The sequence below is a fragment of the Rubellimicrobium sp. CFH 75288 genome (assembly GCF_009904055.1).
GTDB lineage: Bacteria > Pseudomonadota > Alphaproteobacteria > Rhodobacterales > Rhodobacteraceae > Rubellimicrobium.
The window spans coordinates 1-12,820 of sequence record NZ_WYDP01000014.1; the positions used below are offsets into that span (position 1 = coordinate 1).

Here is a 12,820-nt window from a genome sequence, read left to right on the forward strand (position 1 = left end):
TCCGCATGAAATAGGATCCTCCCTGCTGCCTGCGGCACGATGCCGCGCAGCGGAGCGGCTGTCCACCGGCGGCGTGGCGCCGAGGGGCTGGACCGGACCCCGCGGGGTGCTAGATCGGCGCTGTCAGCCGATGGAGGCCCCCATGCGCCTGCTCCTGCTTGTTCCCGCCCTCGGCCTTCTGGCCGCCTGCGACGAGATGATGATGCCGCCCGCCACTCCGGTCGTGGCCGCCTGCGACGAGGCGGTCCTGTCGGCCCAGTGGCTGAACCAGCCCGGCGATGTCGTGCGGGCCGCGTCCTTTGCCCAGCCCGTGCGCGTGTTCAACCGCGGCGACGCGCTGACGATGGACTTCAACCCGAGCCGCATCAACTTCGAGCTCGATCCGGCGACCGGCCGGGTGGCCCGGGTCTTCTGCGGCTGAACGGGCCTTGATTCGGATCGGGTCCGCGCCCAGTCTGGACGCATGACGCTCCAGCCCGTCCCTGCCCCCGTCGCCCCCGCCACCGTCCATTTCGACCGCCGCGAACTGTCGCTGATCCTCGCGCTTTACGGGCGCATGGTCGCGGCGGGCGAGTGGCGCGACTATGCGATCGGATCGGGGCGCGAGGCGGCGTCGTTCGCGGTGTTCCGCCGCACGGCCGAGAGGCCGCTCTTCCGCATCGAGAAGCGCCCCGCCCTGCGGCTGCGGCAAGGGGCCTATGCCGTCCTGGGCGAAGGGGGGCAGGTGCTGCGGCGCGGCCATGACCTGGGGCAGGTGCTGCGCGTGCTCGCGCCGCGGCCCCGCCTCGTGGACTAGATCCGGCGGCGCGCGATCGGGTCGTGTCCCTCCTGCGCCCGGATGCGGGCGATCGCGGCCTCGAGCGGCTCGTAGGCGACGGCCATGCGGTGGGCATTGGCGTGCAGCAGCGTACCCTCGTCCACCATGAGGCCCACATGGCCGGGCCAGAAGACGAGGTCGCCGCGCCGGAGCGGCGCGCCGTCCGCCACCGGCTCGCCCAGGCCGCGCTGGAGGTCGCTGTCGGGCGGGCAAGGCAGGCCGGTCGCCAGAAGGGCGGCCTGCACGAGGCCCGAGCAGTCGATTCCCCGCACCGAGTTGCCGCCCCAGAGATAGGGGACGCCGAACAGCAGCTGCGCCACCGCCGCCGCGTCCGCGAAGGGCCGGTCGAGCGGGCGCAGGTGGGGCTTGGGGATGAATCCCTCCGGCGTTTCCCAGAAGCGGTGCCGCTCGGCCGTGACGGTGACGAGCGAGCCCAGCGACAGGTGGTGGAGGTCGGGGGACTTGATGTCCTCAGCCGCATAGAGATGGGTCGCGGGCACGGCGACGCGGTGCGTGGGGGGGCGCGGCTCGGCCAGCGCCTCGGCGCGCACCCAGCCCACATGCCCGTCACGATGCGATTGCACGAAGGCGTGGGCCTCGCGCCGCTCGTAGAGGGTCACGCCCTCGCCCCAGAGCAGCTGGCGCGCGCGGGGGCCGCCGGGGGCGGAGCGGAGGTCGAGCACGGGGGCGGCCACGCGCCGCGCCTCGCCATCCGCGAAGCGCTCGGCCGCGACGAGGCCGCGCAGATGCGTGGCGGCCACCCGGCCCGAGAAGGGGGTCAGCCGGGGGTCCACGGCATCCCCCAGCGCGCGGCGATCCCCGCAAGCAGCGCGCGCACCCCCTGCAGCGTGCCACCCTTGGGCCGGCCGGGCTCGGCCTTGGGGCACCAGGCATAGACGTCGAAATGCAGGAAGGGGCGCGGCGCGAAGCGGCGCAGGAACAGGGCGGCCGTCAGCGCCCCCGCCATGCCGCCCCCCGGCGCGTTGTCGAGATCGGCATGGCCCGGCTCGATCAGCGCCTCGTAGGGCTCGTGGAAGGGAAGCCGCCAGACGGGGTCGAACCATTCCGCGGCCGCCCCCAGCACCGCCCCGGCCCAGGCGTCGTCCGTGGCGAAGAGGGGGGCGAGGTCGGGGCCCAGCGCGACGCGCGCGGCGCCCGTCAGCGTGGCGAAGCAGGCGCAGAGGTCCGGCCCCTCCTCGGCCGCGAGGGCCAGCGCGTCGGCGAGGATCAGCCGCCCCTCGGCGTCGGTGTTGTTGACCTCGACCGTGAGCCCCCTGCGCGAGGCGAGGATGTCGCCGGGGCGCAGCGAGGCCGGGCCCACGGCGTTCTCGGCCACCGGGATCAGCACGCGCAGCCGAACGGGCCAGCGCGCCGCGAGGATCGCCTCGGCGGCCGCGAGCACATGCGCCGCCCCGCCCATGTCCTTCTTCATCAGCGCCATGGAGGCCGAGGGCTTGAGGTCGAGCCCGCCCGTGTCGAAGGTCACGCCCTTGCCCACGAGCGTCAGGCGCGGCCCCTCCGCCGCGCCCTCCCAGCAGAGATCGAGCAGGCGCGGCGCACGGTCGGGGGCGGCCGCGCGGCCCACCGCGGCGATCAGGGGAAAGCCGTCCTCGAGCGCCCGGCCGGCGGTGACCGAGAGCGTGGCGCCGTGCCGCCTGGCCAGCGCGCGGGCCGCGGCCTCGAGCCCCTCTGGACTCAGCTCCGAGGCGGGCGCGTCGATCAGCGACCGGCCCAGAGCCTCGGCCGCGGCGAGCGATTCCAGAAGCGGCGCCTCGGCCCCCGGGGCGGCGAGGCGCGCGCGGGGCGGCGCCTCGGGCGGGGCGGCGCGCCGGTCGAAGCGGATCCCGTCCAGGAGCCAGCCCAGGCCCGCCTCGCGCGTCTCCGCCCCGGAGGCGCCCTCGAGCCGCCAGATGCCGGCGGGCAGGCGCCCGGCGGCGGCGGCGAGGGCGAAGCGCTGCCGACCCGGCCCCTCGCCGCGTCCGAGAAGCGCGCCCGCGGGCTCCCCGTCCGGGCCCGGCAGCAGCGCCACCTCGCCGCGCCCGGCGCGAAAGCCCGTCGCGCGCGCCCACGCCGCCTGCGCCGGCGGCAGGCCCGCGAGCGCCGCCTCCAGCGCGTCGGGCGCGACGAGGCGCAGGGGCAGCGCCGCCTCCTCGAGCCGGGCGAAGCGGGGCGGGGCGGGGTCGCTCACGGGGTCACTCACGGGGGACCCCAGGGCGGGCGGGGCTGCGGCATGGGTTCATGGCGGGCGCTCCCTCGTGGCGACGGGGCGGACCCTAGCCGCGCGCGCGGCGCCCGCAAGGGGAGCGGCTCGCCCCGGCCGAGGCGGTTGCACCGCGCGCGCCTTCGGGGCAGACAGCGCGGGACCGCGACACGAGGGACCATGGCCGCGCGACCCCTGCCCGAATACCTCGTCCGCCGCTATCAGGGCTGGCGCGCCACGACCTATGCCGAGAATGCGGCCTGGTACCGGCACCTGGCCGAGCAGGGCCAGCACCCCCGGGCGATGATCGTGTCGTGCTGCGACAGCCGGGTGCACGTCACCTCCATCTTCGGGGCGGATTCGGGCGAGTTCTTCATCCACCGCAACATCGCCAACCTGATCCCGCCCTTCACCCCGGACGGGGACCATCACGGCACCTCGGCCGCGATCGAATACGCGGTTCGTGCGTTGCGCGTGGCGCATCTGATCGTGCTGGGCCATTCGGGCTGCGGCGGGGTGCGCGGCTGCTACGACATGTACGAGGGGCGCGCCCCCGAACTGCTGGAACGCACGAGCTTCATCGGCCGCTGGATGGCGATCCTGCGCCCCGGCTGGGAGGCGCTGCCGCAGGGGGGCGAGGCCGAGCGGCTCCGCGCGCTCGAGAAGATGGCCGTCACCGTCTCGGTCGGCAACCTGCTGACCTTTCCCTTCGTGCGCGAGGCGGTGGAGGCGGGGCGGCTCACGCTGCATGCCTTGTGGAACGACATCGGCGAGGGCTCGCTGCAATCCTGGGACGAGGGGCGCGGCTGGCAGGCGGTCTGAGAAAGGGAGAGGACGCATGGACGCGACGGCACTGGTCAGGGCCTATTTCGACGCCTTCAACCGCGGCGACCGGGAGGGGATGGCGGCGCTCGTGACGGAGGACGTGGAGCACCACGTCAACCAGGGCGGCGTGCGCCACGGGCGCGAGGCGTTTCGCGCCTTCTGCGAGCGGATGGCCGGCCTCTACGAGGAGCGGGCGGAGGATCTGGTCGTGCTGACCAGTCCCGAAGGCGACCGCGCGGCGGCCGAATACACCATCCACGGCCGCTACCTGTCCACCGACGAGGGCCTGCCCGAGGCGCGGGGGCAGTCCTATGTCCTGCCGGTGGGCAGCTTCTTCGCCATCCGGGACGGACGCATCGCCCGCGTCTCGACCCATTACAACGTCCCCGACTGGGTGCGGCAGGTCTCGTGAGCGGGCTGCGCATTGCCGCCATGGACCCCGGCGAGGCGCGGGCATCGCTCGACGCGCTGGCGGAGCTGCGCATCCGGGTCTTTGCCGAGTGGCCCTATCTCTACGACGGGGACCGGGATTACGAGGCGCGCTATCTCGCGCGGCTGGCCGGGAGCCCGGGCGCCGTGGTCGTCGGGGCCTGGGACGGCGAGCGGCTCGTGGGGGCGGCCACGGGGGCGCCGATGGAGGACCACGCGGCCGAGTTCGCGGCCCCCCTCATGGCGCGGGGCCTGCCCCTCGACGAGGTGTTCTATCTCGCCGAGTCCGTGCTGCTGCCCGCCTACAGGGGCCAGGGCGCAGGCCATCGCTTCTTCGACCTGCGCGAGGATCACGCGCGGCGCCTGGGCCGCCGCTGGTCGGCCTTCGCCGCGATCGTCCGGCCCCCCGACCATCCGGCCCGTCCCGCCGGCGCCCGTTCGCTCGAGCCCTTCTGGCGCAAGCGGGGCTATGCGCCGCTCGAGGGGGCGGTGGCGCGCTTTTCCTGGCGCGAGCACGGCGAGGCGGAGGAGAGCGCCAAGCCGCTCCAGCTCTGGCTGCGCCAGCTCTAGAGGGATTGCGCACGCGGCCGCCGCCGGGCTTGATGCGGGCCGGGCAACCGGTGGGGAGAGCCATGGGCGTGCAGGCCGTCGTCTGGGATGTGGGCCGCGTCCTGATCGAATGGAATCCCGAGCGCGTCTATGATCGCCTGCTGGGCGAGGCGGGACGACGGGCGCTGTTCGCGGCCGTGGACCTTCACGCCATGAACGAGCGGGTGGATCGCGGCGCGCCCTGGCGCGAGGAGGTGGAGGCGCTGGCGCGGGCGCATCCCGACCACGCGGAGGCCATCGGCTGGTGGCATGGGCGATGGGCCGAGATGGCGAGCCCTGCCATCCCGGATTCGGTCGCGCTGCTGCGCGCGCTTCGCGAACGGGGCGTGCCCTGCTTCGCCCTGACCAATTTCGGGCGCGAGACTTGGGAGGTCGCGCTCGACCTGCACCCGTTCCTGCGCGATTTCGACGGGGCAGTGGTGTCCGGCCGGACCGGACTGATGAAGCCCGAGCCCGCCATCTACGAGGCGCTCGAACGTCTTTCCGGGCTGTCGGGAGAGGCGCTCCTGTTCGCCGACGACCGGCCGGAGAACGTGCAAGCCGCGGCGGCACGGGGCTGGCGGACACATCTGTTCGAGGGTCCTGCGGGCTGGGCCGCGCGTCTGGCGGCCGAAGGGCTTCTGGAGGAGGCGGCTGCATGAACGTGCCGCATCTCGGCTGGGAGGCGGAGGCCGCGCTCGACTGGCCGGGCGTGGCGCGGGGGATCGAGGCGGGGCATCGGCTCGGGCGGCCGGTCATGGAGGATGTGCTGCTGCGGCAGGGAGGCAACACGCTGCTCAACCGCTCGGCCTGGATCGCGGGCCTGGGGATCGCGGTCAAAGTATGCACGATCTTTCCCGACAACCGGGACCGGCCGACCATCCAGGGCGCGGTCAGCCTTCTGTCGGACCGCGACGGGACGCTGGAAGCCACGCTGGACTTCCGCCTGGTGACCAAGTGGAAGACGGCCGGAGACTCGCTCCTGGGCGCGCTGCGTCTGGCTCGGCCCGAGTCGCGCCGGCTGCTGGTCGTGGGGGCCGGAACGGTGGCACGCTCGCTGATCGAGGCCTACCGCGCCGGCTTTCCGGGCATCGCGATCACCCTCTGGAACCGGACATGGGACCGGGCGGCCGATCTGGCGCAAGAGATGGGAACGCAGGTCGCGGAAGATCTGGAGGAGGCGGTCGGGCAGGCCGATATCGTCGCCTGCGCGACCATGGCGACGGAGCCTGTCCTGCGTGGTCGATGGCTGCGGCCGGGCCAGCACGTGGACCTGATCGGAGCCTACCGGCCCGACATGCGCGAAGCAGACGACGAGGTACTGCGCCGCGCCTCGATCTTCTGCGATTCCCGCGAGACCACCATGCGACATATCGGGGAATTCCTGGACCCCCTGCGCCGCGGGGTCATCGCCGAGGCCGACATCCTGGCCGACCTCTACGACGGGGAGGCGGTCCGCCGGCGCGATCCGGCCGAGATCACGCTGTGGAAGAACGGCGGGGGTGCGCATCTCGACCTGATGGTGGCGCGTCACATCCTCGAGCGGGCAGGGGGACGGGCTTGAGCCGCTGGTACGGGCCCGCGCGCGGGCCGGTGGCCTGCGTCCTCGGACCCGGTCCCTGGGAGGGGTTCGGCGCCGGGCTCGGGGCGCTCGGCTACCGCACGATCCGGCCCTCCACCGAGGCGGAGGCGGCCCTGAGCGAGGCGGGTGTCACCGAGGAGGCGACCCTGGTGGGGCACGGCCCCGGCGCAGTGGAGGCGGTGATCCTTGCGGCGCGGAGGCCCGAGATGGTCCGGCGGCTCGTCCTGATCGCGCCGGAGGGGTTCGGAGCGGCACCTCCGCCGTCGCCCTGGGCCCATCGGCTGGGCCGGTTGCCGCTGGTCGGGCCGCATCTGACGGCGCGTCTGTCCCCTCCCGCGGGACCTCTCTGCGACGAGGAGCACCGCCAGGTCGCAGCGGCCGGCGTGCCGGTCGTCGCGCTGTGGCTGGGCGAGGCCGCTTCGCTGCGCGGTCCCGGTCTGCTGGCGCAGTGGAACCGCACCGCCAAGCAGGAGGTGCTGCACGATCTCGGGCCTGACGCGCTCGCCGCCGAGCCGGGGCGCCTCGTCTCGGCCCTGCGGGACGTGCTGCGGGAGGACTGGCACTAGGCCGGTGCGGCCGGTCTGCGCCCCTCCGGCGCCTGCCGCGGGCACCACCCCTTGCCTTTGTGCGCCGGGGCCGAAAGGATCGCGCGCGCCAAGGGGGAGGGACGGGCATGGAGATGACGCGGTTTGCGGACCTGGAGGGTGCCTCGGTCCTGATCACGGGCGGCGGAAGCGGGATCGGGGCCGCGTTGACCGAAGGGTTTGCGTCCCAAGGGGCCCGCGTGGCCTTTGTCGGCCGGCGCGACGGGTCGGCCTTTGCCCGCGAGGTGGCCGATCGCACGGGGGCCTCCGTGCGCTACATCCGCTGCGACGTGACCGACGTCGCGGCGCTGCGCGCGGCTGCCGCCGAGGCGGCCGAGGCGCACGGCCCCGTCTCGGTTCTCGTGGCGAACGCGGCCGACGACGACCGCCACGCGACCGCGGACGTGACGCCCGAATACTGGGACCGTAACCAGGCGGTGAACCTGCGCCACTACTTCTTCGCCGCCCAGGCGGTGCTGCCCGGCATGGCCGAGGCGGGCGGGGGCGCGGTCGTGATGCTGTCCTCGATCAGCTACATGATGGGCCTGGGGGATTACCCCTCCTACATGGCGGCCAATGCGGGGATCGTGGGCCTCACGCGCGCGCTGGCGCGGGAATGGGGACCCAGGGGGGTGCGGGTGAACGCGCTCGCCCCCGGCTGGGTTCTGACGGAGAAGCAGCGCGAGATGTGGGTCACGCCCGAGGGGCTGGCCGCGCACCTCGCCCGCCAGTGCATCCCGCGCGAGCTCGAGCCCGCCGACATGGTGGGCCCCGCGCTGTTTCTGGCCTCGCGCGCCTCGCGCGCGGTCACGAGCCAGGTCCTCGTCGCCGATGGCGGCGTGGTGGTGACGGGCTGATCCGATGGGCCGGATCGCGCCGGACTGGATCGCGGCCGACTGGGGCACGTCGGCGCTGCGCGTCTGGGCGATGGGGCCGGACGGGGCGGTGCTGGCCGAGGCGCGGGCCGACACCGGTATGGGCGCGCTCGCCCCCGATGGCTTCGAGGGGGCTCTGCGGGCCCTGATCGCGCCCTGGACCGGGGGACGGGACGGGGAGCATCCCCTGCGCGTCCTCGTCTGCGGCATGGCCGGCGCGCGCGGCGGCTGGGCTGAGGCGGGCTATGCGGCCGTGCCCTGTCCCCCCGCCGGCGGGGCGGCCGTGCGCGCGCCCTCGGCCCCCGATCTCGACGTGCGTCTCCTGCCCGGCCTGTCGCAGGCCGAGCCCCCCGACGTGATCCGGGGCGAGGAGACGCAGGTGGCGGGCTTTCTCGAGGGCCGGCCTGGCTGGGACGGGGTGCTCTGCCTGCCCGGCACCCATGCCAAGTGGGTCCGCGTCAGCGCGGCCGAGGTGGTGGGCTTCCGCACCGCCATGACGGGCGAGATGTTCGCCGCCCTGTCGCGCCACACGGTGCTGCGCCACGCGCTGGCCGAGGAGGGCTGGGACGATGCGGCCTTTCTCGAGGCCGTGGCCGAGGGCATGGCACGCCCCGAGGCGCTGGGCTTGCGCCTATTCGCGATCCGGGCCGAGGGTCTGCTGCGCGGCCTGCCGGGGGGCGTGGCGCGGGCGCGGCTCTCGGGCCTGCTGATCGGGGCCGAGCTGCAGGCCCTGCGCCCGTGGTGGCTGGGCGAACGCGTGGCGCTGGTGGCCTCGGGGTCGCTGGGCGAGCGCTACGCCGCGGCGCTGGGGGCGCAGGGCGTGCGGCCCGAACGCGCGGATGCGGACGCGGCGGTGCTGGCCGGCCTGCGCGCCGCCAAGGGGAGGGTCTGGTCATGACACGACCGCTGATCGCCATCCTGCGCGGCCTCTGCCCCGAAGAGGCCGTCGCCGTGGGCGAGGCTCTGGTGGAGGCGGGGATCGCGACGATCGAGGTGCCGCTCAACTCGCCAGACCCGTTCGAGTCGATCGGCCGGCTGGTCCGCGCGCTGGGGGACCGCGCGACGATCGGCGCGGGCACCGTGCTGCGCCCGGAGGAGGTGGAGTGGCTCGCCGCCGTGGGCGGGCGGCTGGTCGTGGCGCCCAATTGCGACGCGCGCGTGATCCGCGCCGCCCGCGCGGCCGGGATGGAGGCCTGGCCCGGTGTGATGACCCCGACCGAGTGCTTTGCCGCGCTCGAGGCGGGGGCGACGGGGCTCAAGCTCTTTCCCGGATCGCTCGTGGGGCCCGAGGGGTTGCGCGCGATCCGCGCCGTGCTGCCCGCGGGCACGCGGGTCTATCCCGTGGGCGGCGCGGGGGCCGAGAACATGGCCGAATGGATCGCGGCCGGAGCGGACGGGTTCGGCATCGGCTCGGCCCTGTTCCGGCCGGGGATGGAGGCGGCCGAGGTGGGCCGGCGGGCGGCCGCGCTGGTCGCGGCCTGGGACGCGGCAAGGGGAGGGGGAAGATGAACGAGGCAAGGGTTCACGACCGGGCGATCTGCCATCTGGGCGAGGGGCCGCTCTGGCATCCCGAGCGCGGCGAGCTGTGGTGGTTCGACATCCTGGGCCGGACGCTGCACGGGCCGGGCCGGCGCTGGCCTCTGGCAGAGCTGTCCTCGGCCATGGGCTGGGTGGACGGGCGGCGCGTGCTGCTCGCGCGGCGCGGCGCGCTGGTCCTGTTCGACCTCGAGACCGGCGAGGAGGGAGAGACCGTCGCCCCCCTCTGCGCCGACGACCCCTCGGTCCGGCCCAATGACGGGCGGGCCGATCCCTGGGGCGGGTTCTGGATCGGAACCATGGGCATCCGGCTCGAGGAGGGGCGGGGGGCGATCTGGCGCTGGCACGGGGGCGAGCTGCGCCGCCTCGTGGCGGGGATCGCGATCCCCAACGCGATCTGCTTCGATGCGGCGCGCGGCTGCGCCTACTGGACCGACACGCCCACGGGCCTCGTGCAGCGCCAGCCGCTCGGCCCCGAGGGCTGGCCCGAGGGCGAGGCGGAGGTGTTCCTGGACCTGCGCGATGCGGGCTTCCATCCCGACGGGGCGGTGACGGACGAGGCGGGCAACGTCTGGATCGCCATGTGGGGCGCGGGGCGCGTCTGCGGATTCTCGCTCGAGGGGGAGGCCGTGGGCGAGTACCGCGTCCCCGCCCGCCAGAGTTCCTGCCCCGCCTGGGGGGGTGCGAACTTCTCGACCCTGTTCGTGACCTCGGCCGCGGCAGGCATCCCGCAGGAGGACATCGCCGAGGCGCCCGATCAGGGCCGGACCTTTGCCGTCGCCACCGACCGGCGCGGCGCGCCGGAACCGCGCGTCCGCCTGTGACGCCTTGGGGCGCGGGCCACGCGGCCGACCTCGCCGCGGGCGATCTGTCGGTGCGGGTGCTCACGCGCGGGGCGACGCTGCGCTCGGTCCGTCTCAGGGGCGTGGACCACGACCTGACCGTGGGCGCGGACGACCCCGCCCTCTACGCGCCCGACGGGCCGCTGCGGTTCCACGGCGCCATGGTCGGGCCGGTGGCGAACCGGTTGCGCGGGGCGCAGGCCGAGGTGGCAGGGCGCCTCTGCCGCTTCGAGGCCGACGAGGGGGCGCACCTGCTCCATTCGGGGCGGGCGGGAATGCAGTACCGCATCTGGGACGTGCTCGGGCGCGGGCCGGACACGCTCCTGCTCGGTCTCGGCCTGCCGGACGGCGAGGGGGGCTTTCCCGGCAACCGCCGCGTCACCGCGCGCTGGTCGGTCCGCGCGCCCGCCACCCTGCGGCTCGAGATCCGCGCCGCCACGGACGCGCCCACCCTGTGGAACCCCGCCAGCCACGCCTACTGGACGCTCGACGGCGGCCCCACCTGGGAGGGGCACGTCCTGCGCCTCGCCGCCGACCGCGTCCTGCCCACCGACGCCGAGAACCTGCCCACCGGAGAGGTCCGCCCCGTCGAGGGCACGCCCTTCGACCTGCGGCAGGGACGCGCGATCCGGCCGGGCGCGCCGCGGCTCGACCACAATTTCTGCCTCGGGGACGGCCCCGGCCCCCTGCGTGAGGTCGCCTGGCTGACGGGGCGAAGCGGGGTGTCCCTCGTGCTCGCCACCACGGCGCCGGGACTGCAGGTCTATGACGGCGGCCACGCCGCCCGCCCCGGCGCCGCGCTCTTCGAGGCCCTTGCACTCGAGCCGCAGATGTGGCCCGACGCGCCCGCCCATCCCCACTTCCCCGCGATCCTGCTCCGCCCCGGCGAGGGGTGGTCCCAGATCACCGAGTGGCGCTTCGCGCGCTGACCATGGCGGCCAGGGGGGCGAGGAAGGCGGCCACCGCCTCCCATTCCGCGGGCGCGACCTCGTGGCCGCCCTCGTGCCAGAGGGCCTCGACCGCCGCTCCGCGGTCGCGCAGCGCGGCCACGAGACGCTCGGTCAGGGGGGCGGGGCAGATCGGGTCGCGCCGCCCCGCGGTGACAAGGACCCGCGTCCCCGCCAGGTCCGCCGCGGGCGGCTCGAACGGGATCAGCGGGTGCAGCAGCACCGCGTCCCCCACCAGCCCCGGCCGCGCGAACAGCACCGAGGCCAGGATGTTGGCGCCGTTGGAATAGCCGAGCGCGGCGACGCGGGGGGCGCCCGTGCGCCGGGCCTCGGCCGCGATCAGGTCGGCCACCTCCGCGGTGCGGTGCCGCAGGTCCTCCATGTCGTAGACCCCCTCGGCCGTGCGGCGGAAGAACCGCAGCGCGCCGTTCTCGCTCACCGCGCCGCGGGGCGAGACGACATGGGCGCCGGGCAGCAGGCGGATGCCCGGGGCGTGGAACTGCCGCTCCGTCCCGCCGGTGCCGTGAAAGGTCAGCAGCAGCGGCGCCCCGGGGCCGCCCTCGTGGCGCAGGGCGATCATGCCGCCTCCTCCATCCGCACGCCGTCGAGCGGCTCCAGCGCGCGCGCCAGCATGGGACGCAGATGCGCGTGCTGGCGGGGCAGGCGCAGCGCGGTGCCCAGCGCATCGGGCGTCTCGTCGCGGGCGAAGCCGGGAGGATCGGTCGCCACCTCGAACAGCACGCCGCCGGGGCTGCGGAAGTAGATCGCCTCGAAATAGTCGCGGTCGATCGGGGGCGTCGGGCGGAACCCCGCCCCGGCGAGGGCCCGGCGCAGCGCGTCCTGCGCCGTCCGGTCGGGTACGGAAAAGGCCACGTGATGGACCGACCCCGCGCTCTGGCGCGCGGGCGGGCCCTCGGGATCCCCGATCAGGTCCACCACGTCCGCGCCGTTGCCCGCGATCCGCATCCGGGTGAGGGTCCCCTCGCGCCCCTCCTCGCGATAGCCCATCAGGCCCAGCAGATCGGCGGTGGGCCGGATGTCGCGCAGCCGCAGCGTGACGGAGTGGAAGCCCCGGATCGCCGCCCCGGGCGGCACGGGGCCGGCCACCGGCTCGCGCGGGTCGGCGGTCTCGACCAGGGCCAGGCTCTCGCCGTCGGGTCCCTCGAAGGCGAGGCGGCGCTCGCCCATCCGCTCCTCCTCGCGGCCGCCCAGCCGGTCCTTCCAGAAGGGGAGCGCGCCCGGCGGCACGGCAAAGGCGGTCTCGGACGCCTCGCCCACCCCACGGGCACCGCGGGCCGCGCGCGGAAAGGGGAACGCGGTCCAGACCGATCCCGGCTGCCCGTCGCCCGTGCCGTAATAGAGGTGATAGACGTCCGGGGCGTCGAAGTTCACCGTGACCTTGACACGGCGCAGCCCCAGCCGGTCGCGGAAGAACGCGTCATGCCCCCGCGCCCCGGAGGCGAGGGCCGTGACATGGTGCAGGCCGTTGACGGGGTGCATGGGCGGGTCCTCCGGCTGGGGTCCCGTCCGAGATGGGGTGGCCGCCCCCTCGCGCCCAGAGGTCGGGGCGCGCGCCTCCTGTGCGCCCGCGCACG

At 75.1% G+C, this 12,820-nt stretch carries 17 protein-coding genes; 13 read left to right on the forward strand and 4 right to left on the reverse strand.

Annotated elements, in window-relative coordinates; translation table 11 throughout:
* The first annotated feature begins 142 nt into the window (after positions 1–142).
* Both GT358_RS11825 and GT358_RS11830 read left to right on the forward strand, forming a co-directional pair.
* Entirely contained in the window at positions 143–421 is a 279-nt protein-coding gene (locus GT358_RS11825; protein ID WP_208103493.1) for an I78 family peptidase inhibitor, read from the forward strand.
* 42 nt (positions 422–463) lie between these two features.
* The gene (locus GT358_RS11830; RefSeq protein ID WP_166582836.1) at positions 464–796 is read left to right on the forward strand and encodes a DUF2794 domain-containing protein; all 333 of its coding nucleotides are present in this window, start codon (positions 464–466) and stop codon (positions 794–796) included.
* Here the strand turns inward: GT358_RS11830 and GT358_RS11835 are convergent.
* The gene (locus GT358_RS11835) at positions 793–1,611 is read right to left on the reverse strand and encodes an NlpC/P60 family protein (protein ID WP_166582837.1); all 819 of its coding nucleotides are present in this window, start codon (positions 1,609–1,611) and stop codon (positions 793–795) included. The two genes, GT358_RS11830 and GT358_RS11835, sit on opposite strands and share 4 nt — an antisense overlap.
* Positions 1,596–3,005 (reverse strand): leucyl aminopeptidase family protein, encoded by a 1,410-nt coding sequence (locus tag GT358_RS11840; RefSeq protein ID WP_166582838.1) that lies wholly within the window; start codon positions 3,003–3,005, stop codon positions 1,596–1,598. Before GT358_RS11840 ends, GT358_RS11835 begins: the two co-directional genes overlap by 16 nt.
* Before the next feature lie 192 nt (positions 3,006–3,197).
* On the opposite strand from GT358_RS11840, the gene GT358_RS11845 reads away from it, so the two are divergent.
* The 11 genes from GT358_RS11845 (at position 3,198) to GT358_RS11895 (ending at position 11,207) form a co-directional block, all read left to right on the forward strand.
* Positions 3,198–3,839 (forward strand): carbonic anhydrase, encoded by a 642-nt coding sequence (locus tag GT358_RS11845; RefSeq protein ID WP_166582839.1) that lies wholly within the window; start codon positions 3,198–3,200, stop codon positions 3,837–3,839.
* Between the two features lie 16 nt (positions 3,840–3,855).
* The gene (locus GT358_RS11850; RefSeq protein ID WP_166582840.1) at positions 3,856–4,254 is read left to right on the forward strand and encodes a ketosteroid isomerase-related protein; all 399 of its coding nucleotides are present in this window, start codon (positions 3,856–3,858) and stop codon (positions 4,252–4,254) included.
* 20 nt (positions 4,255–4,274) lie between these two features.
* Positions 4,275–4,841 (forward strand): GNAT family N-acetyltransferase, encoded by a 567-nt coding sequence (locus GT358_RS11855; RefSeq protein ID WP_166582933.1) that lies wholly within the window; start codon positions 4,275–4,277, stop codon positions 4,839–4,841.
* A 62-nt stretch (positions 4,842–4,903) separates the two neighbouring features.
* Positions 4,904–5,521 (forward strand): HAD family phosphatase, encoded by a 618-nt coding sequence (locus GT358_RS11860; RefSeq protein ID WP_166582841.1) that lies wholly within the window; start codon positions 4,904–4,906, stop codon positions 5,519–5,521.
* On the forward strand, positions 5,518–6,423 hold the full coding sequence (locus GT358_RS11865; protein WP_166582842.1) for an ornithine cyclodeaminase family protein: 906 nt from the start codon (positions 5,518–5,520) through the stop codon (positions 6,421–6,423). The genes GT358_RS11860 and GT358_RS11865 overlap by 4 nt, the downstream gene beginning before the upstream one ends.
* On the forward strand, positions 6,420–7,007 hold the full coding sequence (locus GT358_RS11870; RefSeq protein WP_166582843.1) for an alpha/beta hydrolase: 588 nt from the start codon (positions 6,420–6,422) through the stop codon (positions 7,005–7,007). The genes GT358_RS11865 and GT358_RS11870 overlap by 4 nt, the downstream gene beginning before the upstream one ends.
* Before the next feature lie 113 nt (positions 7,008–7,120).
* Positions 7,121–7,882 (forward strand): SDR family NAD(P)-dependent oxidoreductase, encoded by a 762-nt coding sequence (locus tag GT358_RS11875; protein ID WP_371416284.1) that lies wholly within the window; start codon positions 7,121–7,123, stop codon positions 7,880–7,882.
* 13 nt (positions 7,883–7,895) lie between these two features.
* Positions 7,896–8,798 (forward strand): 2-dehydro-3-deoxygalactonokinase, encoded by a 903-nt coding sequence (locus GT358_RS11880; RefSeq protein WP_371416285.1) that lies wholly within the window; start codon positions 7,896–7,898, stop codon positions 8,796–8,798.
* A complete protein-coding gene (locus GT358_RS11885; RefSeq protein WP_166582846.1) occupies positions 8,795–9,409 on the forward strand; it encodes a 2-dehydro-3-deoxy-6-phosphogalactonate aldolase in 615 nt (204 codons plus the stop codon). The genes GT358_RS11880 and GT358_RS11885 overlap by 4 nt, the downstream gene beginning before the upstream one ends.
* A complete protein-coding gene (locus tag GT358_RS11890) occupies positions 9,406–10,260 on the forward strand; it encodes an SMP-30/gluconolactonase/LRE family protein (RefSeq protein WP_166582847.1) in 855 nt (284 codons plus the stop codon). The genes GT358_RS11885 and GT358_RS11890 overlap by 4 nt, the downstream gene beginning before the upstream one ends.
* A complete protein-coding gene (locus GT358_RS11895) occupies positions 10,257–11,207 on the forward strand; it encodes an aldose epimerase family protein (RefSeq protein ID WP_166582848.1) in 951 nt (316 codons plus the stop codon). The genes GT358_RS11890 and GT358_RS11895 overlap by 4 nt, the downstream gene beginning before the upstream one ends.
* On the opposite strand, the gene GT358_RS11900 is transcribed toward GT358_RS11895, so the two are convergent.
* Both GT358_RS11900 and GT358_RS11905 read right to left on the reverse strand, forming a co-directional pair.
* Positions 11,182–11,805 (reverse strand): alpha/beta hydrolase, encoded by a 624-nt coding sequence (locus tag GT358_RS11900; protein ID WP_166582849.1) that lies wholly within the window; start codon positions 11,803–11,805, stop codon positions 11,182–11,184. The genes GT358_RS11895 and GT358_RS11900 overlap by 26 nt on opposite strands.
* Complete coding sequence (locus tag GT358_RS11905) at positions 11,802–12,725, reverse strand: VOC family protein (protein WP_166582850.1); 924 nt, start codon at positions 12,723–12,725, stop codon at positions 11,802–11,804. Before GT358_RS11905 ends, GT358_RS11900 begins: the two co-directional genes overlap by 4 nt.
* Positions 12,726–12,820 lie beyond the last annotated feature (95 nt).

What these genes read in the sequence shown, in the direction of transcription:
- GT358_RS11825 (WP_208103493.1), top strand. Translation starts at nt 143, where the DNA reads ATGCGCCTGCTCCTGCTTGTTCCCGCCCTCGGCCTTCTGGCCGCCTGC.
- GT358_RS11830 (WP_166582836.1), top strand. Translation starts at nt 464, where the DNA reads ATGACGCTCCAGCCCGTCCCTGCCCCCGTCGCCCCCGCCACCGTCCAT.
- GT358_RS11845 (WP_166582839.1), top strand. Translation starts at nt 3,198, where the DNA reads ATGGCCGCGCGACCCCTGCCCGAATACCTCGTCCGCCGCTATCAGGGC.
- GT358_RS11850 (WP_166582840.1), top strand. Translation starts at nt 3,856, where the DNA reads ATGGACGCGACGGCACTGGTCAGGGCCTATTTCGACGCCTTCAACCGC.
- GT358_RS11855 (WP_166582933.1), top strand. Translation starts at nt 4,275, where the DNA reads ATGGACCCCGGCGAGGCGCGGGCATCGCTCGACGCGCTGGCGGAGCTG.
- GT358_RS11860 (WP_166582841.1), top strand. Translation starts at nt 4,904, where the DNA reads ATGGGCGTGCAGGCCGTCGTCTGGGATGTGGGCCGCGTCCTGATCGAA.
- GT358_RS11865 (WP_166582842.1), top strand. Translation starts at nt 5,518, where the DNA reads ATGAACGTGCCGCATCTCGGCTGGGAGGCGGAGGCCGCGCTCGACTGG.
- GT358_RS11875 (WP_371416284.1), top strand. Translation starts at nt 7,121, where the DNA reads ATGACGCGGTTTGCGGACCTGGAGGGTGCCTCGGTCCTGATCACGGGC.
- GT358_RS11885 (WP_166582846.1), top strand. Translation starts at nt 8,795, where the DNA reads ATGACACGACCGCTGATCGCCATCCTGCGCGGCCTCTGCCCCGAAGAG.
- GT358_RS11890 (WP_166582847.1), top strand. Translation starts at nt 9,406, where the DNA reads ATGAACGAGGCAAGGGTTCACGACCGGGCGATCTGCCATCTGGGCGAG.
- GT358_RS11900 (WP_166582849.1), bottom strand. Translation starts at nt 11,805, where the DNA reads ATGATCGCCCTGCGCCACGAGGGCGGCCCCGGGGCGCCGCTGCTGCTG.
- GT358_RS11905 (WP_166582850.1), bottom strand. Translation starts at nt 12,725, where the DNA reads ATGCACCCCGTCAACGGCCTGCACCATGTCACGGCCCTCGCCTCCGGG.